Genomic DNA, 24,738 nt, shown 5'->3' with positions numbered 1-24,738 from the left:
TGTCCTCGCCTCAAAAACAGATGACGTCCTTGATGACCACCTGTTGGCCGGGTGCTGCTCGATAGGGGAATTCGGCTCGGCATGAGCCGCCATCCGGCAATTCAATGGCCACGGCGTTTTGTCGGTGCAGGGTGCGGATATAGGCTTCGCCATCATAACCGATCACAAATTCCTCGTCGGCGCCCTCGACACGGCCCTTGGCGCCGACGGCGATCGGCATGCCTTTGCTGTCGACCAGGGAGACAAGTGCCGCATCGGCGGCTTTTGAAACGCCGAAATCAAGCACGACGCCGCTGCGATCGGCCGGCATCACGATCTTGCGCGTCTCCGGCACGTCGGCATCGACCGGCAGGTTCGTTGGGTCGATGGAAATGGTGTTGTCTTCGTAGGAGTTCAGATCGGGAACAAGGATCTTTCCCTGCCGGTTGCTGACGCCGACCGGCCTGTTCTGGTGCTGGACTTCCACGCCGGCGACACCGACATCGACAACCGCGAAAGCGTCGTTGATGTGGTTGGTGGCAAAAACGCCGCCGCCGGCGACGGCAATTGCCCCGTCGACCCCCAGGGTTCCACGGAAGCTCTTGTCGAATTGCTGGATACCGGCCTCCGCGCGCGCCCATGGCGAACGGTAGCTGACCGCAGCCGAGCGGGTTGGCGTGCCGCCCTCGGAGGTCCGCGCACGCCAGCCGATGCTGCCGTTTTCCAGCCGTTCGGACTTGGCGATGTCGGCGACCACCGACACGCCATCGGGACCGTCGGCGACTCCGGTCGAGGCGGTGACATCGCCCCCGAGCGGCACCGAGATACCCGCAAACACGCCAAAGCTGTTTTTGTCGTCAAGGTCGGTGAATGCAGTGGCATAGAAGCTGCTGTCCTTGAACACCGTCTGGCTGTAGGAAACGCCGACGATCTGGCTGCTGTCTCCCTCGGTGCCCTTTATGTGCGCGTAGGAGAGGTTGAGGTTTGAAAAATCTAGCGGCATCGGCACGCTCAGTGTCACCTGCTCGAGCGCGCGGGGAACGCCGGCGCTGAAGGTCGGGAACTCCGGGTCTGGTGTCGGGTCGGCGGTGACCGAGGCAATGTCGGCATAGTCGCCGAACGCGCGCTGGATGCGGCCATAGAGCGACCATCCCTTGTAGCTCAGTTCAAGCGAAGCGTTGACGAGCGCGCCGGTCTGGCCGTCGTGACGGCTGCCTGCCGCGGCAATCGAGGCTGCGCCGAAATAGCTGAGCGGAAACGCCACGCCGGCGCCGCCATTCACAAGATCCTCGCCGCCTTCGGCATGGCCTTCCAGCGTTAGCCAGTTGGTCAGCCCATAGCGCGCGCTTGCCGAACCGTAGACGCCACCGTCATAGTCATTGGATTCGACACCGAAATTGCGCCGCGGAGTGCCGACCTCGGCGGAGAAATCGAGCAGGCCCCGCCGCAGCAGCATGCTGGAGTTGTAGAACGGCAACGTCACCGTGGTTTCGCGGCCGAGGCTGTCGCGCAGGACAATCTGGGCTTGGCCCGATCCGGTGAAGATTGGCAGGTTCGTCACCTGGAACGGCCCCGCCGGGACATCGCTGCTATAGGTTCGCACATTCTGTGTGTAGACCTCGAGCGTGGAGGGGACGGCAGCGGTTCCCGAGAAGCTCGGAAGCGGCAAGGTGACAAGGTCGGAACGCAGCGAAAAATTGCGCTGCACCTGAAAGCCGCCGAGATACACAGGCCTTGTCCACGCCAGCCCGCCCGAGACGAAGTCGCCCGCTTTGTAGGTCAGCAGCCGCTCGGGATCGGAATAGCTCCAGGTCGTGTTCAGCCGGGTGAAGCCGGCAAGATCGCCGTCGGACAGGCTGGCGATGAAGCCCTGGCTCAACGTTCCGTAAGGGCTGAAAAGCCGCGCGTCGAAACCGCCCGAGACGCCGCGAAAGAGCTGCGCGGTATGGTCCTTCAGATCGTTGGTGCTGGCGAACAAGGAGTAATTCAGCACGCCGCCAAAGCCGGATTGCGGCTTCAGCCTGTCCTGCTTTCCCTGCTGGCCGATATCGATGATGCGGGCGGAGCGTGCCGCATTGCTGGCCGTCACGTAAAGACGTTGCGTCGCTTCATCGATACGATAGGAGACGTCCGGGAGCCGATCGACCCGCACCAGGTGATCTCCACCCATCGCACTTTCGACCGGTTCCAGTCCAACCTGCCGCAATTCGTCCGGCGTGGAAGCCAGGCCGCCATCCGGCAGCTGCTTGAAAGCGCCGATCAATCCGGTCGAGACGTCGTTGACGAAGACCTCCAGATAGAGATCGCGGCCTTCGGTTGAAACCGCCGCGGCGTCCGCTATCGCGGGCGCCGGCGACACATCTTGGGCTTTGACCTGCATGGTTGAAAATGCGGCCACGACAATGGTGATAGCGACCCTATTGGCCTTTGATCGCAACTTTGGCATCGAAGGGTCCAAAATCGCTTTGGGCCGACAGCGAAACCGCCCCGCCTGAAAGCGCCTTCCCCGCGATCGGCCATTGCATGGTCGCACCGCCAAGCACGTAGCCGACAAGACCGATGCGGCTGCCGAGCTTCCGGCCACCTTGCGTCAGCGTCAAATCGGACAACCTCAAGCGGCTCTGGCCGGTGTTTCTTGCTGTCAGGAGCAGCCCGCGGCCTTTGCCCGAAAGGCTCCAGGAAACATTTGGCGCAGCCGCCTCGGCATTGCGAAAGAACACGGGAACCGAATAGCGCAACACCAGACTGACGGTGCCCGCCTTCTTCCGCGACGGATCGGGCAATTCGTCGATGATCACCCGGTAGCTTTCCTCGCTGGCAACGGGTGCTTTCGATACCCTGACAACCCGCACCAGATAGTTGGCGCCGGGGCCAAGCTTGGCAGCCGGGGGGCTGGCAACAACATCGCTGGTCGGTTCGAGCCGTTCGATGCCATCCTGTTGCGTCCAGCGAAACACTCTCATCTGGACGTTGATGGGCTTTTTGGCCTCATTGCGCAGGGTCAGGCTCGCCGCGCTGTCCGGCGCGATCAGTTCGATGTTGGTCGGCGCCACCCGAAGCGACGCTGCCTGCGCCAGACCAGGCGCGAGGAGCAAAAGCGCGATCGCGCCAATGCCTTTGAGCATGGAACGCATAGCGTCCTCCTTGTTTGACAGCACACAAGTCTGACAGAACGCTAGTAGGTGACAGTGATCGCAACCGAGTCTGTGTAGACACCTGCGCCAGGCGTTGTTTGCGGCGGCACCCGCCCATAGACCGTCAACGGTTGCAGGGCGCCATTGCCGGTGCCGGATACCGTATCGGTGCCGATGGTCGTGCCCCATACCTGGGTTCGCCCCACGTCGCGATAAAGCGAGTAATTGATGACCGCGGACGCCGGGCCGGTCATCTTGCGGACGGCGAGCGTCGCTCCGGAGCCGCCTCCGACGCCCAGGCCGACATTGTAGGGCGTGCTGTTGGTGCATTGCACTGAAATGGTGCTGGTCTGGTCGACATTGGCGTCAATGACACCTGTCGTGCCGAAATCCATATCGGTCGCGGTCTGAACCTTGCACTCCGCCTGGATGGTGATCCGGACCGTCATGTTGCCGGTGGCCGTCGCTCCCTGCGCCGGGCTGAACCAGAGCAGCGGCAATGCGACAGTCAAAGCGAGCGCTTTGATTGAAGTCTTCATGGGTTCTCCCTCGTAAGGCTGCGCAAGGAAATCCGCCTGATTCCGTTAACGATGAGCCCTAGTTTGCAGTTATCAAACCCTTAATAGAGCATAAGGTATTAATAATTCTTAAGCAAATAGCAGAACGATGCGCAGAAGGAAGGCCTTAGAGTAAAAGTTTATATGTGTATTTGCTATCGATATATTATCGTATCGTCGATAATAATCGATAAAATCGATATTACCCGCAAGATTTGCATTTTGCATATTATCGGCAGCCAACCGCCGGCTTGTCGTGATCTTGCCTATTTGGTTGGGTACATCCGATGCGCCGTGAAATGCCGCGCCAAAGCCTGCCGTAGTCCAGGACATGATCCGCGAACCAAAGGGTTCGCGCAGCGAAAAGCGGAAGCCAGTTTTCTCAGAAAGATTGCGCTCAAACGCTGCGACAGAGCCCATCTCGCATCGGGAGGGAACAAGCTCTAGGCGTTCGGCTCTTCGGCGAAGCGCACCAGCACCGTGCCGTCTGTGACTTGCGCACCTTCCGCGGCGATCTCGGCGATCACTCCGTCATGGCTGGCTGAAATCGTGTGCTCCATCTTCATCGCTTCCAGGATCAGCAGCGGCTGTCCCTTGGTCACGGCATCGCCCTTTGCCGCACGCACCAGCTTGACCAGGCCTGGCATCGGTGCCCGCAGGCTGCCGGAACTGGCAGCCGCCTCGTCGGTTCGCGCCAGCGGATCGGGCACGGTGAAGCTGTAGCCGACCGCGCCTTCGAACACGGTGACGTGGCCGGGCCAGCGGGCGAGGCGAGGGGCGGCGCGGAGTTCATGCGAATTGACGCTTTCATAGGGCGCATCCAGCGCCACCTCGAAGCGTCCGTCCGGCCGCACCGAAACCTTTGCCACGATATCGTCCTCGCCGAATCTCAGTCGCGTGCGCCGCGCTATCGCGTGGAAATGCGCGTAGCCGGCAAATGACGACCACGGATCGTCGGACCGCGCCTGCTCGCCCGCGCCGGAGGCGGCAAGCGCGGCAGCCGCAATGGTCTCGGCCGTTGGTGGCGGAATGGCGGTCAACGGCTGCTGATGCCTGACGATCAGGCCGGTATCGACATCGCCGGCGGAAAAATCCGCGTCGGCAGCAAGCGCCGCCAAAAAGGCGGTGTTGACGGTCGAGCCGGCGATCTCGGTTTGCGCCAACGCTGTGCCAAGCGCGTCGAGAGCGGCCTGCCTGTCCCTTGCGTGGACGACCAGCTTGGCGATCATCGGATCGTAGAAGGGTGAGATGGCATCGCCGGCCCGCACGCCGGTTTCGATGCGCATGGTGGCGCCTTCGGGTGCGGTGTCGGGAAACTTCAGATGGTGCAGCGTGCCGGTCGCCGGCAAAAAACCCTTTGCCGCGTCCTCAGCATAGATGCGCGCCTCGAAGGCGTGGCCGGAGAGCGCGATCTCGCCCTGCGTCTTCGGCAGCTTTTCGCCGGCGGCCACGCGCAATTGCCACTCGACCAGATCGGTGCTGGTGACCATTTCGGTGACCGGGTGTTCGACCTGCAGGCGGGTGTTCATTTCCATGAACCAGAAGCGGTCCGCCTTCAGCCCTTGCGAAGCATCGACGATGAACTCGATGGTGCCGGCGCCGGAATAGTTGATCGCCTTGGCGGCCTTGACCGCCGCGTCCGTCATCGCCTTGCGCAAGGCCGGCGTCATATCAGGCGCCGGCGCTTCCTCGATCACCTTCTGGTGACGGCGCTGCGCCGAGCAGTCGCGCTCGAAAAGATGCACGGCATTGCCGAAATTGTCGCCGAACACCTGCACCTCGATGTGGCGCGGCTTGTCGACATACTTCTCGACCAGCACGCGGTCGTCGCCGAAGGCGGCTTTCGCTTCGCGCCGCGCCCCCGACAGCGCTTCGGAAAAATCGTCGGGATGGTCGACCCGCCGCATGCCCTTGCCGCCGCCGCCGGCGCGCGCCTTGATCAATACAGGATAGCCGATCTCGCGCGCCTTCGAGGCGAGCAGCACGATCTCCTGCGCCTCGCCATGGTAGCCCGGCACCACCGGCACGCCGGCCTTCTCCATCAGCCGCTTGGCCGCATCCTTCAGCCCCATGGCGCGGATCGATGCCGCCGACGGACCAATGAAGATCAGCTCCGCTGCAACCACCTGGTCGACGAAGTCAGGATTTTCCGAGAGAAAGCCGTAGCCGGGATGGATGGCCTCGGCGCCGGTTGCTTTCGCCGCCGCTATGATCTTGTCGCCGCGCAGATAACTTTCACCGACCGGCGAGGGACCGATATGCACGGCTTCGTCGGCCATAGCGACATGCAGCGCCCTGGCGTCGGCGTCGGAATAGACCGCGACGGTGCGCACGCCCATCTTGCGCGCCGTGCGGATCACCCGGCAGGCGATTTCGCCGCGATTGGCAATCAGGATCTTGGCGAACATGGATGCTCCCGGAGCAGAGATTGGGCGCTGTCCAGCCGGCCTATCCGTGCAAGCTTTCTCATCGCCGCACCCTGCGATGCTGCCCGGCCGTTGTCAAAGCGTCGGGAAGGAAGGTGCCCTACTTGGAAGCGGCGACTTCGCAACCCGCCCCTGTAATGACCTTGTAATGGCTGCGGGCGGCCTCGCAGGATTTCATCGCCCGTTCTTCGGCAGCCTTCTGTGACGGCGCATTCAGGCCCGAGCCGCAGATGATGTACAATGAACGGATCCGGGCATAGGGGGTGGTCGCGTAGGCCGAATGACCGCCTGCGGCCACATAGGCATTGTAAGCCCTGGTGCACTGGTCTTTCCGGTTTCTCGGCAAATACGGATAAAATTGTGTGTCGCCCTTGCTTCCCGCCAACGATGCCGCGGCGCCGATGCCGGGCACCGAAAATATAAGAAAACATGCAAGTACCGACGCAGTCGTTTTCCCCGAATATTTCGGTCTCATCTTTACCCCATCCCCGTTGTCGAATGCGGGATGAGCAATAGCGTCTAATCTCTGGCGCCGCCAGCCCGATCACCAAAAATTGCTTTTGTGGGAGTGGATGTCTCGACTTGTCCATGTAGATTAAGCTCTATCAACAACAGCAACAGCCTGTCGGTATAGTTCAGCTGTTTGCTCGTCGAAGCAGCAGAAAATGACTGTTTCCGGCGTTGTGTTCCGTCCGACGAAGGTACTCGCGATGCCAACGGCAATCTGCGTCGCCTCATTCTTCGGATAGCGGTAGATGCCGGTCGAAATCGCCGGAAAGGCCACCGTCCGGCAATCTTTGGCAACTGCGATTTCAAGCGACCTGATATAGCAGGAGGCGAGCAGTTCTGCCTCGCCTTTGCCGCCGCCTTGCCAGACCGGCCCGACCGTGTGGATGATGTAGCGTGCCGGCAGCCTGTAGCCCTTGGTGAGTTTTGCTTCGCCGACCTTGCAGCCATTCAGCATCCGGCATTCGAATTCAAGCTCCGGGCCGGCCGCCCGGTGAATGGCGCCGTCGACGCCGCCGCCGCCCAGCAGCGAGGAATTGGCGGCATTGACGATGGCATCGACCGAAAGCTTGGTGATGTCACCGGTGTGGACGCGAATCCGGTCGCCGATCTCGCTCATCTCACATCCTGAACACGCCGAAGCGTGTTTCCTCGATTTCAGCATTGAGCGCGGCCGACAGGCTGAGCGCCAGCACCTCGCGCGTCCGCGCCGGATCGACGATGCCGTCATCCCACAGCCGTGCCGAGGAATAGAGCGGATGGCCTTCATGCTCGTACTTCATCAGGATCGGCTTCTTGAACTTTGCTTCCTCTTCTGACGACCATTCACCGCCCTTGCGCTCGATGCCCTCGCGCTTGACCACCGCCAGCACCGTTGCCGCCTGTTCGCCGCCCATCACTGAAATGCGCGCGTTCGGCCACATCCACAGGAAACGTGGCGAATAGGCGCGTCCGCACATGCCGTAATTGCCGGCGCCGAACGAGCCGCCGATGATCATCGTCACCTTCGGCACGCGTGCCGTGGCAACTGCCATCACCAGCTTGGCGCCGTCCTTGGCGATGCCGCCGGCCTCGTATTTTCGCCCGACCATGAAGCCGGTGATGTTCTGCAGGAAAATCAGCGGGATCTTGCGCTGGCAGCACAGCTCGATGAAATGCGCGCCCTTAAGCGCGCTTTCCGAAAACAGCACGCCATTGTTGGCGATGATGCCGACCGGCATGCCTTGCAGATGGGCAAAGCCGGTGACCAGCGTGGTGCCGTAATTCTGCTTGAACTCGTCGAACTCGGAGCCGTCGACGACGCGCGCGATCACCTCGCGCACGTCATACGGCTGGCGCAGGTCCGTCGGCACGATGCCGTAGATCTCCTGCGGGTCATGAAGCGGCGGCGCGGGCTTCTGTAAAGCCAGACTTACCGCTTTTCTCCGATTGAGGTTCCTGACGATGCGGCGTGCGATCGCCAGCGCATGCTCGTCGTCCAGCGCATAATGGTCGGCGACGCCGGATAGCCTTGTGTGCACATCCGCGCCACCCAGATCCTCGGCGCTGACATCCTCACCCGTCGCCGCTTTCACCAGCGGTGGGCCGCCAAGGAAGATGGTCGCCTGGTTGCGCACCATGATCGTCTCGTCCGACATCGCCGGCACATAGGCGCCGCCCGCCGTGCACGAACCCATGACGCAGGCGATCTGCGGAATGCCCGCCGCCGACATGTTGGCCTGGTTGTAGAAGATGCGGCCGAAATGCTCGCGGTCGGGAAACACCTCGTCCTGGTTGGGCAGATTGGCGCCACCGCTGTCGACCAGATAGACGCAAGGCAGATTGTTCTGCAGCGCGATCTCCTGCGCCCGCAAATGCTTTTTCACCGTCAGTGGATAATAGGTGCCGCCCTTCACCGTGGCGTCGTTGACGACGACCATGACTTCGGTGCCTTCGACGCGGCCGACTCCGGCGATGAGGCCGGCCGCGGCGATGTCCTCACCATACATCGACCATGCCGCGAACTGGCCGATCTCGAGGAAGGGCGAGCCGGTGTCGAGCAATTGTGCCAGCCGCTCGCGCGGCAACAGCTTGCCGCGGCCCTGATGGCGCTCGCGCGCCTCATCCGAGCCGCCGCGCTCGACGGTGGCGGCCTTCTCCGCAATGTCGGCGACCAGCGCCCGCATGCGCTCGGCATTGGCGCGGAAGGTCTCGGAGGAGGGAGAGATCTGAGAGGTGAGGACCGGCATCTCAGAGGCTCTCCGCCATGATTTCCCGGCCGATCAGCCAGCGGCGGATTTCGCTGGTGCCGGCACCGATCTCGTAGAGCTTGGCGTCGCGCAAAAGCCGGCCGGTCGGATAGTCGTTGATGTAGCCATTGCCGCCCAAGAGCTGCAGCGCGTCGAGCGCCATCTGCGTTGCTTTCTCGGCGGCAAACAGCACACAGCCGGCGGCGTCCTTGCGCGTCGTCTGGCCGCGATCGCAAGCGGCGGCGACGGCATAGACGTAGGCACGCGCGGCGTTCATCACCGTATACATGTCGGCCAGCTTGCCTTGCACCAGCTGGAATTCGCCGATCGGCTGGCCGAATTGCTTGCGCTCGTGCACGTAAGGGATCGCCACGTCGAGGCAGGCCGCCATCAGCCCGATCGGACCGCCGGCCAGCACTGTGCGCTCATAGTCGAGGCCCGACATCAGCACCTCGACGCCGCGCCCTTCCTCATGCAGCACATTGTCGAACGGCACTTCGACATTGTCGAAAACCAGCTCGCCGGTGTTGGAGCCGCGCATGCCGAGCTTGTCGAGCTTTTGCGCCACGGAAAAGCCGGCAAAAGCTTTTTCGATGATGAAGGCGGTGATGCCGCGCGAATGGCGTTCTGGGTCGGTCTTGGCGTAGACGACCAGTGTCTCGGCGTCCGGTCCGTTGGTGATCCACATCTTGGTGCCGTTCAGCACATAACGATCGTTGCGCTTTTCGGCGCGCAGCTTGAGCGACACCACGTCGGAGCCGGCGCCGGATTCCGACATCGCCAGCGCACCGACCTTCTCGCCCGAGCACAGAGCAGGGAGATACTTTTCCTTTTGCGCCGGCGTCGCCCAGCGATTGATCTGGTTGACGCAGAGATTGGAATGGGCGCCGTAGGAGAGACCAACCGAAGCCGAGGCGCGCGAAATTTCTTCGACCGCGATCACATGGGCGAGATAGCCCATGCCGGTGCCGCCAAAATCCGGGTCGGCGGTGATGCCGAGCAGGCCGAGTGCGCCCAGCTCCGCCCACAAATGCGCCGGGAATTCGTTCGAGCGGTCGATCTCGGCAGCAATCGGCGCGATTCTGTCCTGGGCAAAGCGGCGCACCAGGTCGCGCAGCGCCTCGATGTCTTCGTCATGCCCGAAGCTGAGCGTGTTCGTGTACATGCGGTTCCTCCCCGGTCATTGTTGCGCCCACCAGACGCATTGTCATCGAAAGATATGTCGCCGTCACTTCCGCGATCGACAGCCGCTCGCCCGGCCGGAACCAGACGATGACGCCCGTCATCATCTGGATCAGCGCCATGGCGGTCAGGCCGGTGTCGTCGATGTTGAAGGCGCCTATCTCTGCGCCGTCGCGCAATATGGCGCGCAATTCCTTTTCATAGGTCGTGCGCATCCGCAGGATTTGCGTCAGGCGGTCATGCGACAGGCTGCGCAATTCCATATTCGAGACATGGGTGGAATGGCGGCGCCCGATATGGAAGGCGATGTGGTTCTCGACATAGGCGGCAAGCCGCGCTGTCGGATCGGCCGTGTCGGGCCGTGCCGCGTCCCACGCCTCGCTCAGCCCCTCCATGTGTTCACGCATCAGCGTGAACAAAAGGTCTTCCTTGGTGGGAAAATAGCGATAGAGCGCTGCCGCCTGCACGCCCACCTCGGCAGCGAGCTGGCGCATCGACATCGCCTCGTAGCCAAAGCGTGCGATCAGGCTGACCGCTGCCTCGCGGACAGCGGCTTCAGTCCTTTCGCCATCGGAACCGGTGGTGCGCGCCATGATCGCCTCGCGAGAAGGTGCAATAATAAAACGAACGTTCAATTAATTCAAGAGGCGGCCAATCCGGGCATGTCTATGCGACGATCCGGAAACCAACAGGTGCGCTCCAGCCCTCGAGTAACTCGACATCGATCCGCGAAACCGAGGCACCCGGCGGGCCCTTTCGCAGACGTTCGATCATTGTCGAGACCGCCGCCTCGTCGCCGGCAAACCATGCCGTGACCGAGCCGTCCCTCTCGTTGCGCACCCAACCAGCAAGGCCCAGCTCCGTCGCCTCGCCTCGCACCCAGATCCTGTAGCCGACACCCTGCACCTTGCCGTGTACGCGCGCCTGCACTGCCCTTTGCTGGTCATCCATCGGACCCTCCCAACATATTCTCGTTTCGAGTCTGACGCCTGATCCAATGAATGCAACAGACTTGTTGTGATTGCCGATCAGGCTCTGAAGAATGGGTGACTGTTCTCCGATAGATAAGCGGCGGCGGACCGCGATCTCACTCGGCTGACGGCCAGCCTGGCTGATGATGAGGCTGCGAAGCTTTCAGGCGCCTTGAAACGGGCCATGCACCTGCCGGCGGCGGCGCCTAGAGTCGTGATTTGAGCGAAGTCGCTTCAGTTGCCGCGCGCGGCGGCGAGCGCGCCGGGCAGTTCCTCGGCAAAAATATCGAGCTCGTGGTCGAGGCCGACGCTGACGCGGATGCAGCGGTCGAGCACCGGCACCATCGGCTTGCGGATGAACACGTCGCGCGACAGCAAGCCCTGCAGCACTTTCAGCGCGAAGGCGCCATCATGGCCGCAATCGATGGTGACGAAATTGGTTGCTGATTGCAGCGGCTTTAGCCCATTCGCCTCAGCGATCCCGGCAATGCGCCTGCGCCCGGCCGCGACCCGCGCCACCACGGTCCCAAGATAATCCTGGTCGGCAAGCGCTTCGACTCCGGCGATCTGCGCCATGCGGCTGACGCCATAGTGGTTGCGGATTTTTTCGAAATCGCGGATCACCTGGGCCTCGGCCACCGCATAGCCGCAGCGTATGCCGGCCAGCCCGTAGGCCTTCGAGAAAGTGCGCATGCGAATGACGTTCGGCCGCGAAATATCGATTGGCGGCAGCGCGGTAGCGGGCCCCAACTCGCCATAGGCCTCGTCGAGCACCAGCATGGTGGTTTCGGGCAGCGCTTCGATGAAGCGGATAAGCTCGGCCGCTTCCCACCAGCTGCCCATCGGATTGTCGGGGTTGGAGAGGTAGACCAACGGCGCCTTGTCCTTGACGACTGCTGCCAGCAGGCTGTCCAGGCTCTCCCGGTCGCTTTCATAGGGGACAGTGACCAGCCGGCCGCCGACGCCGGCAATGTGGAAATTGAAGGTCGGATAGGCGCCGAGCGAGGTCACCACCGCGTCGCCGGGCGCCACATACATACGCGCCACCAGGCTGAGCAGCCCGTCTATGCCTTCGCCGACAACGACGTTTTCGACGCCGACGCCGAGATGGGCGGCGGCCGCAACCTTCAGGTCGAAATTGTCGGGGTCGCAATACATCCACTGGTCGCGCGCGACGCTTTCCATGCGGGCAATGACGCGCGGCGAAGGCCCAAAACTGCTCTCATTGGCGCCGATGCGGGCGCGAAACGCACGACCGCGATCGCGCTCCTGCGCCTCCGGGCCGACAAACGGCACCGTCGAAGGGAGCGCAGCGATGAGTGGCGTGAGGGGAGGGCGCTGGCGCATGGCAAAAGGGCTCGGTTGAAACGGGCCTTCTTGCTAGCGTGCCCTTTGAGGCTGCGCAAGTTGGCGCGAGTTCCGATCGACGGCGGCCCGGCTTGTGCTGGATTCTGCTTGTTCTTTTTGCTAGCGAGGCCCGATGAACAATCGTCTGCCGCCCGCCTGGGCCAAGCATCTAAAGGCTACGCCTGCGCCGATACGGGCTAAGCCTGTGCCGATAAAGGCCGCACCTGCACCAGCAGTACAGCCGAAAATGCAACCGTCGCGCGCGCAAGCCGACGACATGGTGCTGAGGCAGGCACTCGAGCTGCAGAAAGCCGACCGCTTCCCCGAAGCGGAGGAACTGTGCCATCGCGTTCTGGCGAGAACGCCAAATTACCCACTTGCTCTGTATATTCTCGGCACGCTGGGGCTCGGTTTCGACGATGAACTGGCTATCAGATATTTCGCGCGCGCGGCCGCCCAAGAGCCAGAAAATCCATACTATCAGCTCAGTCTGGGCGACGCCTATCTGACGGTCGGTGATTACCCGCTGGCGATCAAGCATTTGCAGCGCACTTGCGACCTAAAGCCCGATCTGATGGAGGCTCTTTGCGGACTTGGAAAGGCCTATGCCAAATTTGACAAGGCCGACATGGCTTTGGCTATCTACGAGAAAGGGCTGGAGATCAGTCCCGATCATCCGCTCGCTCGGATGGGCTTGGCGAATACGCTTGTGAGCCTCGGACGGATGGACGAGGCAACAGCCTACCTAAAAGAAACCATCGCCCGGCGTGTGGATGTGCCTGGGGCCTACTATGCCTTTGTGCACATCCGAAAATTTTCCGCCGAGCCGCCTGAACTTAAATCCATCCTGGACGAACTCCATAACCTGGCGGGTTCCGCCAACAAGCCGCCGCCCGAGCTTCACCTTGCGGCAGGCAAGGTCCTGAATGATCTTGGGCGCTACGATGACGCGATGGATCATTTCACGCAGGCCAAGAAACTCAAGCCTTATGACTTCGACATCGATACCTATCGCAAGCGGGTCGATTCCATCATCAGCCTGTTCGATGCGGAGTTTCTGGCGGCCAGGGCGGATTATGGAAGCCCGTCCGAGGTCCCCGTATTCGTGCTGGGAATGCCCCGTTCGGGTACGACCCTGACAGAACAGATTTGTGCAAGCCATCCCAGCGTTCACGGAGCTGGAGAACTTACCAAACTGGGACGCATAGCGGACGCAAACGATCTGAAGGGGGAGCCGGTACAAGGCTTTGGACAGTCGATCAAGTCGATGACGGCGCAGCAATCGCAAGCGTTGGCCGAAGAATATCTTGCTAACCTGCACCTGTATGCGTCTGCGGAATCGCATATTGTCGACAAGATGCCGCACAATTTCGAGCTGGTCGGCCTTATCGCAATTCTCTTCCCCAACGCTCGAATTATTCATTGCAGGCGCGACGCGATCGATAATTGCTTCTCGTGCTTCACTGCAAATCTCAAAAAAGGCCACAATTATTCCTCTGATCTTAGGCACCTTGGGTTGTACTATCGTGAATATGATCGTCTCATGCGTCATTGGCAGGCTATTTTCCCAGGCCGCATTTTCGAAAATCGCTACGAGGATCTCGTTTCGGACCAGGAAGGGCAATCACGCCGCTTGATAGACCACCTCGGCTTGACCTGGGACGATGCCTGCCTTCGTTTCTTCGACAGGGCCGGGTCTGTGAGAACGCTCAGCCGCTGGCAAGTTCGACAGCCGATCTATAAATCGGCTGTCAAGCACTGGAAGAATTATGAAACTAGACTGCAGCCGTTGATCGATGCCTTGGGCGATCTGGCTGAGCTTTGAACAGGTATCCACGCTGCGTGTGGCCAATGTCGAATGGTGCGGCGTCATAAGCCTGCAGAGGTAGCTCGATCGCGGCCTTTTGCCCTTACAGCGATGCTAGGAAGCTGGAAGTGTGGCGGTCCAGCCGGATAAATCATGGCGCCAGTGCCAAACCAGTTTTGTAGGGCCTGGGCGACGAAGAATCAAACTGTCGGCGATCCCTGTTTCGCGGTGGAAGGATGCGCGGCATCGCGGCATCGCGGCATAGCGCATGAAGTGGCAGTCATACCACCTTCGACAAAAACCCGGCGGTTGCCCGCCGGGTTCTATGGTGCTCAGATCAGGCGCTGATCAGAACGAGCGCTGGAAGCGGAGGAGGCCTCCGACGCTGTTTTTCTTGTCGGCATTGGTCCAGTTGGAGACGGTATCGTCGCCAAGGTGCAGGTAGTCGACTTCCGCCGTGACCGTGAAGCCGGGAACGATGTCGTAGGCAATGTTCGCCGCGGCGCCGAAGTTCTTGCCTTCGTCATAGGAGAGCTGGGTGTTGAACGAGGTCTTCTGGTTGATGGTGTAGGTGCCACCACCCCAGACTGCCCAGTTGCCGCTCCACTGCTTGTAGAAGCCGCGGCCGCCGGCCGGGGTTGCCCAGGTCGGATCCGTCAGATTGTCGTCGGTGCCGTAGCCGCCCATGATGAACAGCGACAGGTTCTGCATCGGGGTGATGTCCAGGCGAACCTTGCCGGCCACTTCCTCGTAGTTGCTGTCATAAGCGATGACGCCGGTGATGGCGCCCCAGCCCTGCGTGTACTTCACGCCGCCGACGACATGCGGAACGTAGCTGTCGATCGTGCCGACGACGCCCGAGCCTTCTTCGAGCGAGAGAACGGCCGAGAAGCCGTTGCCAGCGTCGAAATAGTACTGGATGACGTTGGTGTCGAAGTCGCCGTAGGGAACCAGCGTATCGTTGATGACGTTGCCGGCGTAGCCGATGAACGTATTGAAGGCCGATTCGTCCTTACCGACGCGCAGACCACCGAGCTGGATCCAGGCGAAGTTCAGCGAAACGCCGCTGTTGCCGGCTGCATTGGGGTTGAAGAAATCGTCAGTGGCATCAAGCGGAGTACCATTGTTATTGACGGTGGCGTAGTTTTGGCTGTTGCCGTAGTTGAAGCGGGTCTCGGTGTAGGTCTTCAAGGTGCCGAGTTCGGTTTCCTGGCCGGTCCAGGTCTTCAGCGTGAAGCGTGCATGCTTGTACCATGTGCTCTGCTCGTCGCCGTCCTCGTGGTCGCCGGACTTCGCACCGTCGAACGAGCCGACGTCGCCACCGCCGATGTCGTAACGGATATAGCCGCCGATGCGCAGGCAGGTTTCGGTGCCGGGGATGTAGAAGTAGCCCGAGCCGTAGACGTCGCAGATCTTGACGTATTCAGCGGGTTCCGGCTCGGCGACGACGACGGCGTCGGCGGCGCGCGCACCGGAAACTGCGATCAGGGCCGCAGCGGAGCCGAGAAGAAGGCTCTTGATGTTCATTTTCTGACCTCCAGTCAGAATCGGAGGCGGAGGTCGATGAAAAACAGTCCACTGTTCTGCTTTGCTGTTTTATTTCAAATAGATAAGCCTTATGAGCGGCCAGCTGGCTCTGTCGGCCAAAACCGCTTGCTCGCGAAGGCCTTGCCTGATCCGGTCTTGAAATATCGCTCGAGTTGCCGTGCGTTGGCCTTGGTTTCAATCCCAATGTAGGCCTTCAAGGTGACAGGCAGATAAGCCTTCGTCGACGTCACATGGCCCGATCGGTGCGATTCGAAACGGCGTCGAAGGTCATTTGTCGATCCGACATAGACATCGCCGTTATGGAGTTGCAGGAAATAGACGTACCACATGGTCCCCCTACGCTACATCGTAGCTTCGGGCGACACCCTACGCCCGCTTGYGGTTTCGGGTGGCCTGCCACCCGAAGCCCGCAGGCGTAGGGTGGCGGAGAGGATGGGATTCGAACCCACGAGAAGCTTTTGACCTCTACTCCCTTAGCAGGGGAGCGCCTTCGACCACTCGGCCACCTCTCCGTTGCGCCGCTGGATAAAGAAAAGCGTCGGCACAATCAACAAGCCGGCGCCATTATCATTGAAAAAACCGGCGTCTGCCGAAACCCCGCCTTCGCCATGCGGCGATTCTGCGGCAATTCCCTGGCCGGCGACTCGGAACCTGGCCGTAATTTTGGCGGCCCATCGCCGGATTCGGCCTGAAAGCAAGGGCTGCAAGGGGCCTGAAGGTTAATGAGAGCTTTCTGACTGAGGCCAAATCGTGTCATTTGTGCAACAACGCATGGGGATAGCGCCCGCACAGACCTTTCGCCGGTACGATCGTGGTTGAACGCCGCCGCCTCATGGGTAATGTCGAGTTCGAAGGAGCGGCGCGGTGCGCATCTTTTTCAGTAGTGGGGATGGGGCAGGGAACGCTGTCCTTCAGCAAAGAATACCCAGACCCGTTTTTTAACTTTTGACTGGAGGTCAGAAAATGAACATCAAGAGCCTTCTTCTCGGCTCCGCTGCGGCCCTGATCGCAGTTTCCGGTGCGCGCGCCGCCGACGCCGTCGTCGTCGCCGAGCCGGAACCCGCTGAATACGTCAAGATCTGCGACGTCTACGGCTCGGGCTACTTCTACATCCCCGGCACCGAGACCTGCCTGCGCATCGGCGGCTTTGTCCGTTACGACATCGGCGTGGGTGACCGCGAAGGCATCCAGGACGTTCCGGATCACCTGGGCGATGGTTTCCACGACACCTATCACAAGAATGCCCGCTTCACGCTGAAGACCTGGACCGGCCAGGAAACCGAACTCGGCACCTTGAAGACCTTCACCGAGACCCGCTTCAACTTCGGCAACAGCTCGGGCAGCTCGCAGTCGCTTTCGGATACCGACAACGATCCGCTCACGCCTGATGTGCTGGTCGACAATGGTGCATGGCGGGCGGTCAACAAGACACCCTCGCTGAACTTTGCCTGGATCCAGCTCGGTGGCCTGCGCGTCGGTAAGGACGAATCGGCCTTCAATACGTTCATCGGCTATGCCGGCAACGTCATCGACGATACGCTCGTCCCCTACGGCGATTTCGACACCAACGTCATCCAGTACTACTTCGACGCTGGCAACGGCTTCTCGGCCGTGGTTTCGCTCGAAGAGGGCGAAGGCGACTACTCCATCGACAGCTACGTTCCGCATGTCGTCGGCGGCGTGAAGTACACGCAGGGCTGGGGTGCAATCACCGCAGTTGCCGCCTATGACAGCAACTACGAAGCGTGGGCCGGCAAGGCTCGCTTGGACGTGACTCCGATGCAGAACCTGTCGCTGTTCATCATCGGCGGCTACGGCAGTGACTCCGACTTTGCCGATCCGAATAACGGCCACAACTTCTTCAAGAATTGGGACGGCAGCTGGGCAATCTGGGGTGGTGGCACTTACACCATCAACGAAAAGACCTCGTTCAATGTCCAGGCATCGTATGACGACGGCAAGACCTTTGGTCTGGCTGCCAACATTGCTTACGATGTTGTCCCGGGCTTCACTGTCACGGCCGAAGTTGACTACTTCAACAAGGCCGACAGCGACTGGCATGCCAGCGAAGATGGCGTCGGCGGCATCCTCCGCTTCCAGCGCTCGTTCTAAGGGCTGGTTCCTTACAGGTGAAATTCAGCCCGGGCGCATCAACGCCCGGGCTGTTTTGTTTTCGTGGCTTGGCCATGGCAGTGAGAAGGAGAAGGGGGTTCGGGTAGCTGAACAGTCCGCAGGCTGATTTCGTGGGATCCACCGATGGTGGATGAAATCACGACTGCGTGATCAAATCTCTTGAAAGGACGCTTCCAAGCGGATAGGTCTGATCTATCCACTCGGGGGTGTGGCGATTAATGACGAACGAAGCGATTCAAGAGGGAGAACCCTCCGATCAGTTTTCGATGTTTTCTTCTCAAAATTCGAAGATAAGATACAGCTACAACAAGATACGAGAAGTTAAGTCGCATAGGGTCGGAGAATTATTTTCAGCGTACCGTGACATACTTTGGGATGATGGGCGGCATAAATACAATGTCAGTTCTTTCATCGGCGAAATAGACGAGATTCTCCTCGGCGAGCGTTTCAGCGCCTTTGACCAAAGCACCCTCGATAACCTTATCGGAACCTTGCGCCAGCGCGGTAACAGCAACGCAACCATCAACCGGAAGATGGCTGCCCTCAGCAAACTGCTGCGCAAGGCTCACAAGATGGGAGATATCCACAGCCTGCCCGAGTTCCGCCGCCAGAAGGAGCGGGCGGGACGGATTCGTTTCCTGGAAAGGGACGAAGAGGCGCGGTTGTTCGCTGCCATCAAAAACCGCAGCGAGGATGCTTACCGTCTCTCCGTCTTCCTCGTCGACACCGGCTGCCGCCTCGGCGAGGCGCTCGGACTGATCTGGAACGACATCCAGGAACATCGCGTCTCCTTCTGGATCACCAAGTCCGGCCGCAGCCGCACCATTCCGATGACCGAACGGGTAAAAGAGGTCATCAAGCTGCCGGTCGCCGAAGGCCGCCGGCCCAAAGGTCCGTTCACCAAACTCAGCCAGGCGCAGTTCCGAGCCATCTGGAACGATGCGAAAGCCGAAGTCGGCCTTGGCGCCGACGATCAGGTGGTGCCGCATATTTTGCGCCACACTTGCGCCTCGCGTCTTGTCCAGGGCGGCATCGACATCAGGCGCGTGCAGATGTGGCTCGGCCACCAGACGCTGTCGATGACCATGCGCTACGCGCACCTGGCCACCAACGATCTCGACGGCTGCGTCGTCGTGCTGGAGACGCCGCGCGGCGAAGGGCTGACCTGCGACGCAAAAAGCTCGGCCTTCTCATCCCCGCTGACCACGCCTTCGGCGCCTGCGCAAAAGGGCGAAGCGGCCGAAGCCAAGGCTGCGAAGGCGCCCAGGAAAAGCTCGAAAGCCAAATAGTTCGGCAGGCCTTCTTATACTGTAATGGCGACCCCGGGATCGGTTTTGATCTTGGGGTTTACTTTGTTTGAGCTGCGTTTTCCGCACGGTCCAGAAAAGCCGCGATGGCGCCGGGCAGGCTGTCTGTCTCCAGGAATGGCGCGTGGCCCTGGCCGTAGACGGTGATCGCTTCCATACCGGAATGGCGCCTGCCCATCTCCCGGATCGTTTCGGCCGACAGCAGTCTCGAATTGGCGCCGCGTATGGCAAGCAGTGGTACGGCCGCCAGCGCCTCGAACTGCGGCCACAGATCCGGCAATGGCTTGCTGAGGTCAAGGCCCGCCAGTGTCTCGAGCAGCCGCGGGTCGAAATCCGGCATCAGCCCATGATCCGTCTCGCGGTAAAGCGCCGACACCATCCGCTCCCAATCCGCCTCGGTCAGCGCGGGAAAATCGCTGCCATGCGCGCCGCGCTGGGCGCTGACCGCCTCGGCACGCGTTTTCGGCTTTGGCGCCGGATCGAGATAGGAACGGATATGGGCAAGTCCATCCGCCTCGATCACCGGGCCGATGTCGTTGAGAACGATGGCCTTCAGCACGGCCGGCTGCATCGCGCCGAGCACATGGATGATCAGCCCGCCGCGCGACGTGCCGATGAAGGCCGCTTCCGCGATGTTGAGCGCCGCCAGCCCGGCGAGGATATCGCCCGCTTCGACACCGACATTGTAATGGCTGGTATCCGGGTCGTAGGCGGATTGGCCGCGGCCGCGGTAATCGAAGGCAACGATCTTTCGCGGTCTTTCCGATTGCGTCGAGAGGTACAGCGCCAGTTCGTGAAAGTCGCGAGCGTTGCGCGTCAGGCCAGGCAGGCAGACGACCGGCCAATGTCCGGAGTTCGCTTCGCCGTAGACGCGCGCATGGAGCCTAAGCCCATCGGGCGCAGCATAGAAGAAGTCGGAGAAACCTTCGTCGCCCGCCATCAGATTGCCGTCCCTCGCTGGATTGACGCAGACAGCTAGCGGGTGAGGGTGGGATCGTCAAATGGGCGAGGTTTTGCCTTCACCCGCAAGGGGTAAAGGAAGGGAAAGCCTCAGCTCCGGCCGTTCACCAGATCCCCGACGATGTCGTATTTGCCTGAAATACGCATCTTGTAGACCTCGTAATTCTCCATAACGCGCTGCACGTAACTTCTTGTTTCCGTGTAGGGAATCCGCTCGATCCAGTCGACGACCGCGTCGATGTCCTTGCCGCGCGGGTCGCCATATTTCGCCACCCACTGGCTGGCGCGGTTGGGGCCGGCATTGTAGCCGGCGAAGGTCAGCACATAGGAGCCATTGAAGCGATCGAGCTGCTCGCCGAGGAAGGCGGCGCCCAAAGTCGCGTTGTAGCCGGCGTCGGTGGTCAGCCGTGTCTGCGAAAAGGTCATTCCGGCCTGCTTGGCCAATTGCCTGGCGGTCCCCGGCATCAGTTGCAACAGCCCGCGCGCGCCGGCGCTGGAGACCGCGCCGATGTTGAACTCGCTTTCCTGGCGGGCGATCGCATAGGCCAGCGCCTTGCCCGAGCCGGAAATATTGGCCGAATCGGGAATGACGCCCAACGGATGCGACAGCGCGCCGACATCGATGCCGCGCGCGCCGGCGATCTTGCCGACTTTCAGCGCCAGGAAATGATTGCCCTGCTTTTCCGCCAGAACGGCGAGCAACGCCAGTTCTCCGGGACTGGTCAATTGCGCGGCGAGGTCGCGGTAGAGCGTATCGGCATAGCGGTCGTAGCCTGCCTCCTGCAGCCGTTTGATGGCGCTGACGGCCTCACGGTTGTCGAAATTCTGGCGATCGGCGGCACTGGGCGAGGGATAGGCGATATTGAGGGTGCGCAGGCCAACACGCTCGGCTGAGAGCTGACCATAAAAGGTCGTGCCGTAGGCGGCGGCACGGGTGAAATACGCCTTCGCATTGCCGGGACCGCCGACTTCGGCCGCGCGGCCAAGCCAGTAGTAGGCGCGCGACAGTGTCATCGGTCCCTGGGCGAGATCGGCGATCCGCGCGAAATGCGTGGCAGCGGTGTTGGCGTCGTTCAGCCCGCGCAGCGCATACCAGCCGGCATGGAACTCCGCCTCCGCGGCATTGGCGGCACTTTCAGCGGCGTGCGCGGCGACTATTCTGTAGGCGGTCTTCATGTCGCCCTGGTCGACCAGTTCGCGCGAAAGCACCCGGCGTTCCACCCACCAGGCGTCCGGATCGACCAGCGCTTCACGGTCCGTAGGCGCCTTCATCACCACCGCGGCGGCGTCGGAAAACTTGTCCTGCTTGCGCAGATATTCGGCCTGCGCGAAGAAATAGCCGGCCGAACGCTGTGCGGCCGGCACCGCCTTCAGCAATTTGGCCGCGTTCTTGTCGCCTTTGTCCGCCGCCGCCCAGGCATCGGCCAACGGCTGGGCGCCGGCGAGGCCCGCGACGCGCAGCGCCGAATTCACCCGGTCGGCATAGAACATGCGCTCCATGCGGAAACGGTGGTCGGCAACCGGGATCAGCTTGCCGAATTCCTTGATGACCGCCGTTTCATCACTGGCCTCCAGCAGCTCGGTGCGCCAGAACGGCGACAGCACCGAGCGCGCCGCCTTGGCGTTGCCGAGTGCCACATAGGAGCGGGCGAGGATCACCACACCCTCTAAAGTCAGCGGCTGGCTGCCGTCGAAGGCCTGCACTACGGTCTGCGGCGAGGGATTCTCGCGGTAGAGCGCGCGCTCGCTGTTCTTGCGCAAGGCGATCGTGCCTGGCCAGTTGGGCAGCATCTTTGCGGCGTCCGCAATATCGCCGCTCGGCACCTGGTTGCCGCCATAGAGCGCGATCGCCCAGGCCAGGATGTGGCGGTCGAGCGAATTGGCGGGCAAGGCCTCGCGCACCGCACGCGCGGCGGGAATGTCGTTTGCCGCCAGCGCGTCGAGACCACTCTTTAGTATCCCGACGCTGGGGGAAGGCGAGGCCGCCGCGTCCTGCGGGCCGCTATCCTGCAGGCCTGGCATCGGAATGGCCGACGTCACCTGCACATCGACGCCGCCGCCGTCCGCCATGCCCGGCATCAGCGCGAGCGTGGCGCCAAGCAGCGCGAAAAGGTGAGGCCGATTGACCGGCATGATCTTGACGTCTTCCCTATGCTGCCATTTTACCAGCAGGCCGAGATGCCTCGAAGCCTAAACTTAGGTCGTGAAGGGCTCGTAAACAAAAGGTTATCGAGGCCGTTCGAATTGCGCTTGCTGGCATCATTGCAATGCTTGCCGCGCAACCATGTCGAGACTATGGTGCGCCGCTTCGCTTTCGGCTAGAAGGCGCACGACAAAACACCGATGCATGTCGCCCAAAAAGTGGATACCGGTTTTGGGACAACGACATGCAAGAAACCAAGAAGTCCCAAGGAGTTGGACGACATGCTGAGAGGCTCGCTTACTGCGCTCGTGACACCGTTCGAAAAGAGCGGGCGTTTCGACGAGAAAGCCTTTCGCGCGTTTGTCGAATGGCAACTCGCCGAAGGCACGACCGGTCTTGTTCCGGTTGGCACCACCGGCGAGTCGCCGACGCTGTCGCATGACGAGCATCGCCAGGTCGTCAAGGTCTGCATCGAGGTGGCCAAGGGCCGGGTTCCGGTCGTCGCCGGCGCCGGCTCCAACAACACCGAAGAGGCGGTAGGGCTGGTCCAGTATGCCGAAAAGGCAGGCGCCGACGCCGCACTCGTCGTCACGCCCTACTACAACAAGCCGACGCAGCGTGGCCTCTATGCGCATTTCGCCGCGGTCGCCAAGGCGACCAGCCTGCCGATCATCATCTACAACATCCCGCCGCGCTCGGTGATCGACATGAGCCCGGAGACGATGGGCCAGCTGGCGCACGACTTCAAGAACATCGTCGGTGTCAAGGATGCCACCGGCAAGGTCGAGCGTGTGTCCGAACAGCGCGCCACTTGCGGCAAGGATTTCATCCAGCTTTCGGGCGAGGATGCTTCGGCGCTCGGCTTCAACGCCCATGGCGGCGTCGGCTGCATCTCGGTGACATCGAATGTCGCGCCGCGGCTCTGCGCCGAATTCCAGGAGGCGACGCTGTCCGGCGACAGCGTCAAGGCGCTGGAGTTGCAGGACCGTCTGCTGCCGCTGCACAAGGCGATTTTCATCGAGCCGGGCCTGTGTGGCGCCAAATATGCGCTGTCGAAGCTGGGCAAGGTCGAGAACGTGGTGCGCTCCCCGCTGGTGACGATCGAGGCATCGACTGCCGAGAAGATCGATGCGGCTTTGAAGCACGCCGGCTTGATAAATTAGGGATGAGGCGCCACCTCTCCACATCATGAATCAAGTCAGAAAAGCCGATCCCAACAACAAGACCGTTGCGGAAAACCGCAAGGCGCGGTTTTCCTATGAGGTGCTCGACACGATCGAGACCGGCCTGGTGCTGACCGGCACCGAGGTCAAGTCGCTGCGCCAGGGCCAGGCCAACATCCAGGACAGCTACGCCTCGGTTGAGGGCGGCGAGATCTGGCTGATCAATTCCTATCTGCCGGAATATCTGCAGGCCAACCGCTTCAACCATGAGCCTAGGCGGCGGCGCAAGCTGCTGCTCAACAAGCGCGAAATGGCAAAATTGGCGCAGAGCATCGAGCGCGAAGGCATGACGCTGGTGCCACTAAAGATCTATTTCAACGACCAGGGCCGCGCCAAGCTGCTGCTCGCCGTCGGCCGCGGCAAGAAACTGCACGACAAGCGCGAGTCCGAAAAGCAGCGCGACTGGTCGCGTGAGAAGGGCCGGCTTATGAAGGAACGCGGGTGAGGAGTGGTCCGCGAAGCGGACGAAAAGCCAACGATTTGGCTTTTCGAGCGACGAACGCCCGGAGCCATAGCGAAGGGCCGGGAGCCCTAAAGGGATAATCTTGAAGAAACGGTTGGTCCTCTGGGCTGCGGCCAGCCTGGTTTTCGCGGGTCTCGTCGCCGCAGGCGGCCTTCTTTACTTCCACTCCTTTTCTCCGGACCGCTACAGATATCCGATCAGGGGCATCGACGTTTCCCACCATCAGGGCGAGATCGACTGGCGGCGCGTCGCCGCCGACGATGTCGCCTTCGCCGTCATCAAGGCGACCGAGGGCGGCGACCATGTCGACGATGCCTTCGCCAAAAACCTACGTGAGGCGCGCGCCGCCGGCCTTGCGGTCGGCGCCTACCACTTCTTCACCTTCTGCCGGCCGGGCGCCGACCAGGCGCGCAATTTCATCGCGGTCGTGCCGCATGATCAGCCACTGCTGCCGCCGGTGGTCGACATTGAATTCGGCGGCAACTGCCCGCAACGGCCGTCGCCGCAACAGCTGAGCGCCGAACTGCAGGCCTTCCTCGGGCCGGTTGAAGCTGCGTTCGGCAAGCCGGCGATCATCTACCTGACCGACGAGGCCGAGGAGGCGTATCTTGGACAGATAGCTGTGCGTCAGCGCTGGCTGCGCTCGCTGGCGATCAAACCGAGCGAGGACGGCTGGATCTACTGGCAGTACCATAATATGGGCCGCGTCGACGGCATCGAGGGTGATGTCGATCTCAATGTCCTGCAGGGAGGCCAGCAAACGCTGGCCGAGCTGTTTGCCGCGCCCGGACAGGTCTCTCCGCAAACGCCTCCTTCGCCCTGA

22 protein-coding genes and 1 tRNA gene are annotated in these 24,738 nt (G+C 61.5%); 6 read left to right on the top strand and 17 right to left on the bottom strand.

Translation table 11 applies throughout. The annotated features are described in order from the left end of the window. Positions 1-10: 10 nt before the first annotated feature. The 12 genes from AC1DXU_RS10335 to AC1DXU_RS10280 all read right to left on the bottom strand — a co-directional run bounded on the left by AC1DXU_RS10335 (position 11) and on the right by AC1DXU_RS10280 (position 12,331). Entirely contained in the window at positions 11-2,425 is a 2,415-nt protein-coding gene (locus tag AC1DXU_RS10335; RefSeq protein WP_477367767.1) for a fimbria/pilus outer membrane usher protein, read from the bottom strand. Then, on the bottom strand, positions 2,397-3,113 hold the full coding sequence (locus AC1DXU_RS10330) for a fimbrial biogenesis chaperone (protein ID WP_477367764.1): 717 nt from the start codon (positions 3,111-3,113) through the stop codon (positions 2,397-2,399). Before AC1DXU_RS10330 ends, AC1DXU_RS10335 begins: the two co-directional genes overlap by 29 nt. 41 nt (positions 3,114-3,154) lie before the next feature. After that, a complete protein-coding gene (locus AC1DXU_RS10325) occupies positions 3,155-3,652 on the bottom strand; it encodes a Csu type fimbrial protein (protein WP_477367762.1) in 498 nt (165 codons plus the stop codon). A 108-nt stretch (positions 3,653-3,760) separates the two neighbouring features. Beyond that, the gene (locus AC1DXU_RS10320) at positions 3,761-4,090 is read right to left on the bottom strand and encodes a hypothetical protein (protein ID WP_477367759.1); all 330 of its coding nucleotides are present in this window, start codon (positions 4,088-4,090) and stop codon (positions 3,761-3,763) included. A 23-nt stretch (positions 4,091-4,113) separates the two neighbouring features. Then, the gene (locus tag AC1DXU_RS10315; RefSeq protein ID WP_477367756.1) at positions 4,114-6,078 is read right to left on the bottom strand and encodes an acetyl/propionyl/methylcrotonyl-CoA carboxylase subunit alpha; all 1,965 of its coding nucleotides are present in this window, start codon (positions 6,076-6,078) and stop codon (positions 4,114-4,116) included. 118 nt (positions 6,079-6,196) lie between these two features. Next, complete coding sequence (locus AC1DXU_RS10310; protein ID WP_477367753.1) at positions 6,197-6,571, bottom strand: hypothetical protein; 375 nt, start codon at positions 6,569-6,571, stop codon at positions 6,197-6,199. 120 nt (positions 6,572-6,691) lie between these two features. Continuing rightward, complete coding sequence (locus AC1DXU_RS10305; protein ID WP_477367750.1) at positions 6,692-7,222, bottom strand: O-acetyl-ADP-ribose deacetylase; 531 nt, start codon at positions 7,220-7,222, stop codon at positions 6,692-6,694. Position 7,223: 1 nt separating this feature from the next. Further along, positions 7,224-8,831, bottom strand: a complete 1,608-nt coding sequence (locus tag AC1DXU_RS10300; RefSeq protein WP_477367747.1) for a carboxyl transferase domain-containing protein — start codon at positions 8,829-8,831, stop codon at positions 7,224-7,226. Position 8,832: 1 nt separating this feature from the next. Continuing rightward, positions 8,833-9,996, bottom strand: a complete 1,164-nt coding sequence (locus AC1DXU_RS10295; protein WP_477367744.1) for an isovaleryl-CoA dehydrogenase — start codon at positions 9,994-9,996, stop codon at positions 8,833-8,835. Continuing rightward, a complete protein-coding gene (locus AC1DXU_RS10290; protein ID WP_477367741.1) occupies positions 9,965-10,606 on the bottom strand; it encodes a TetR/AcrR family transcriptional regulator in 642 nt (213 codons plus the stop codon). The genes AC1DXU_RS10295 and AC1DXU_RS10290 overlap by 32 nt, the downstream gene beginning before the upstream one ends. A gap of 73 nt (positions 10,607-10,679) precedes the next feature. Next, on the bottom strand, positions 10,680-10,964 hold the full coding sequence (locus tag AC1DXU_RS10285; protein WP_477367738.1) for an acylphosphatase: 285 nt from the start codon (positions 10,962-10,964) through the stop codon (positions 10,680-10,682). Between the two features lie 254 nt (positions 10,965-11,218). Then, positions 11,219-12,331, bottom strand: a complete 1,113-nt coding sequence (locus AC1DXU_RS10280) for a pyridoxal phosphate-dependent aminotransferase (RefSeq protein ID WP_477367735.1) — start codon at positions 12,329-12,331, stop codon at positions 11,219-11,221. 133 nt (positions 12,332-12,464) lie between these two features. On the opposite strand from AC1DXU_RS10280, the gene AC1DXU_RS10275 reads away from it, so the two are divergent. Continuing rightward, positions 12,465-14,156 (top strand): tetratricopeptide repeat-containing sulfotransferase family protein, encoded by a 1,692-nt coding sequence (locus AC1DXU_RS10275; RefSeq protein ID WP_477367731.1) that lies wholly within the window; start codon positions 12,465-12,467, stop codon positions 14,154-14,156. Positions 14,157-14,486: 330 nt separating this feature from the next. Here the strand turns inward: AC1DXU_RS10275 and AC1DXU_RS10270 are convergent, their stop codons facing one another. The 3 genes from AC1DXU_RS10270 to AC1DXU_RS10260 all read right to left on the bottom strand — a co-directional run bounded on the left by AC1DXU_RS10270 (position 14,487) and on the right by AC1DXU_RS10260 (position 16,198). Then, positions 14,487-15,665, bottom strand: a complete 1,179-nt coding sequence (locus tag AC1DXU_RS10270; RefSeq protein WP_477367728.1) for a porin — start codon at positions 15,663-15,665, stop codon at positions 14,487-14,489. A gap of 89 nt (positions 15,666-15,754) precedes the next feature. Beyond that, positions 15,755-16,015, bottom strand: a complete 261-nt coding sequence (locus AC1DXU_RS10265; protein WP_477367725.1) for a GIY-YIG nuclease family protein — start codon at positions 16,013-16,015, stop codon at positions 15,755-15,757. Positions 16,016-16,107: 92 nt separating this feature from the next. Further along, positions 16,108-16,198: transfer RNA gene (locus AC1DXU_RS10260), tRNA-Ser, on the bottom strand. A 451-nt stretch (positions 16,199-16,649) separates the two neighbouring features. Between AC1DXU_RS10260 and AC1DXU_RS10255 the strand changes: the two genes are divergently transcribed. Continuing rightward, entirely contained in the window at positions 16,650-17,798 is a 1,149-nt protein-coding gene (locus AC1DXU_RS10255) for a porin (protein ID WP_477367722.1), read from the top strand. 287 nt (positions 17,799-18,085) lie between these two features. Beyond that, positions 18,086-19,108 carry a tyrosine-type recombinase/integrase gene (locus tag AC1DXU_RS10250; protein ID WP_477368928.1) on the top strand — a complete coding sequence of 341 codons (1,023 nt, stop codon included), beginning with the start codon at positions 18,086-18,088 and terminating at the stop codon, positions 19,106-19,108. Between the two features lie 58 nt (positions 19,109-19,166). Here the strand turns inward: AC1DXU_RS10250 and AC1DXU_RS10245 are convergent, their stop codons facing one another. Both AC1DXU_RS10245 and AC1DXU_RS10240 read right to left on the bottom strand, forming a co-directional pair. After that, the gene (locus AC1DXU_RS10245; RefSeq protein ID WP_477367719.1) at positions 19,167-20,066 is read right to left on the bottom strand and encodes an alpha/beta fold hydrolase; all 900 of its coding nucleotides are present in this window, start codon (positions 20,064-20,066) and stop codon (positions 19,167-19,169) included. 110 nt (positions 20,067-20,176) lie between these two features. After that, positions 20,177-22,219, bottom strand: coding sequence for a lytic transglycosylase domain-containing protein (locus AC1DXU_RS10240; RefSeq protein ID WP_477367716.1), 2,043 nt, complete (start codon positions 22,217-22,219; stop codon positions 20,177-20,179). 291 nt (positions 22,220-22,510) lie between these two features. Here AC1DXU_RS10240 and dapA point away from each other — a divergent pair, with 291 nt between their 5' ends. The 3 genes from dapA (at position 22,511) to AC1DXU_RS10225 (ending at position 24,738) form a co-directional block, all read left to right on the top strand. After that, a complete protein-coding gene (gene dapA, locus AC1DXU_RS10235; protein ID WP_477367714.1) occupies positions 22,511-23,392 on the top strand; it encodes a 4-hydroxy-tetrahydrodipicolinate synthase in 882 nt (293 codons plus the stop codon). Positions 23,393-23,417: 25 nt separating this feature from the next. Then, on the top strand, positions 23,418-23,897 hold the full coding sequence (smpB, locus tag AC1DXU_RS10230; protein ID WP_477367711.1) for an SsrA-binding protein SmpB: 480 nt from the start codon (positions 23,418-23,420) through the stop codon (positions 23,895-23,897). A gap of 100 nt (positions 23,898-23,997) precedes the next feature. After that, positions 23,998-24,738: a glycoside hydrolase family 25 protein gene (locus AC1DXU_RS10225; protein WP_477367708.1), complete on the top strand. Its 741-nt coding sequence runs from the start codon at positions 23,998-24,000 to the stop codon at positions 24,736-24,738.

This window comes from Mesorhizobium sp. P3_A10 (assembly GCF_056403175.1).
Note: the sequence above shows the minus strand (reverse complement) of the source record. Positions and strands in the feature narration are given on the sequence as shown.

Bases quoted from the DNA above. Each gene is read 5' to 3' on its own strand.
- AC1DXU_RS10335 (WP_477367767.1), bottom strand. From the start codon at position 2,425: ATGCCAAAGTTGCGATCAAAGGCCAATAGGGTCGCTATCACCATTGTC.
- AC1DXU_RS10330 (WP_477367764.1), bottom strand. From the start codon at position 3,113: ATGCGTTCCATGCTCAAAGGCATTGGCGCGATCGCGCTTTTGCTCCTC.
- AC1DXU_RS10325 (WP_477367762.1), bottom strand. From the start codon at position 3,652: ATGAAGACTTCAATCAAAGCGCTCGCTTTGACTGTCGCATTGCCGCTG.
- AC1DXU_RS10320 (WP_477367759.1), bottom strand. From the start codon at position 4,090: ATGGGCTCTGTCGCAGCGTTTGAGCGCAATCTTTCTGAGAAAACTGGC.
- AC1DXU_RS10315 (WP_477367756.1), bottom strand. From the start codon at position 6,078: ATGTTCGCCAAGATCCTGATTGCCAATCGCGGCGAAATCGCCTGCCGG.
- AC1DXU_RS10310 (WP_477367753.1), bottom strand. From the start codon at position 6,571: ATGAGACCGAAATATTCGGGGAAAACGACTGCGTCGGTACTTGCATGT.
- AC1DXU_RS10305 (WP_477367750.1), bottom strand. From the start codon at position 7,222: ATGAGCGAGATCGGCGACCGGATTCGCGTCCACACCGGTGACATCACC.
- AC1DXU_RS10300 (WP_477367747.1), bottom strand. From the start codon at position 8,831: ATGCCGGTCCTCACCTCTCAGATCTCTCCCTCCTCCGAGACCTTCCGC.
- AC1DXU_RS10295 (WP_477367744.1), bottom strand. From the start codon at position 9,996: ATGTACACGAACACGCTCAGCTTCGGGCATGACGAAGACATCGAGGCG.
- AC1DXU_RS10290 (WP_477367741.1), bottom strand. From the start codon at position 10,606: ATGGCGCGCACCACCGGTTCCGATGGCGAAAGGACTGAAGCCGCTGTC.
- AC1DXU_RS10285 (WP_477367738.1), bottom strand. From the start codon at position 10,964: ATGGATGACCAGCAAAGGGCAGTGCAGGCGCGCGTACACGGCAAGGTG.
- AC1DXU_RS10280 (WP_477367735.1), bottom strand. From the start codon at position 12,331: ATGCGCCAGCGCCCTCCCCTCACGCCACTCATCGCTGCGCTCCCTTCG.
- AC1DXU_RS10275 (WP_477367731.1), top strand. From the start codon at position 12,465: ATGAACAATCGTCTGCCGCCCGCCTGGGCCAAGCATCTAAAGGCTACG.
- AC1DXU_RS10270 (WP_477367728.1), bottom strand. From the start codon at position 15,665: ATGAACATCAAGAGCCTTCTTCTCGGCTCCGCTGCGGCCCTGATCGCA.
- AC1DXU_RS10265 (WP_477367725.1), bottom strand. From the start codon at position 16,015: ATGTGGTACGTCTATTTCCTGCAACTCCATAACGGCGATGTCTATGTC.
- AC1DXU_RS10255 (WP_477367722.1), top strand. From the start codon at position 16,650: ATGAACATCAAGAGCCTTCTTCTCGGCTCCGCTGCGGCCCTGATCGCA.
- AC1DXU_RS10250 (WP_477368928.1), top strand. From the start codon at position 18,086: ATGTTTTCTTCTCAAAATTCGAAGATAAGATACAGCTACAACAAGATA.
- AC1DXU_RS10245 (WP_477367719.1), bottom strand. From the start codon at position 20,066: ATGGCGGGCGACGAAGGTTTCTCCGACTTCTTCTATGCTGCGCCCGAT.
- AC1DXU_RS10240 (WP_477367716.1), bottom strand. From the start codon at position 22,219: ATGCCGGTCAATCGGCCTCACCTTTTCGCGCTGCTTGGCGCCACGCTC.
- dapA (WP_477367714.1), top strand. From the start codon at position 22,511: ATGCTGAGAGGCTCGCTTACTGCGCTCGTGACACCGTTCGAAAAGAGC.
- smpB (WP_477367711.1), top strand. From the start codon at position 23,418: ATGAATCAAGTCAGAAAAGCCGATCCCAACAACAAGACCGTTGCGGAA.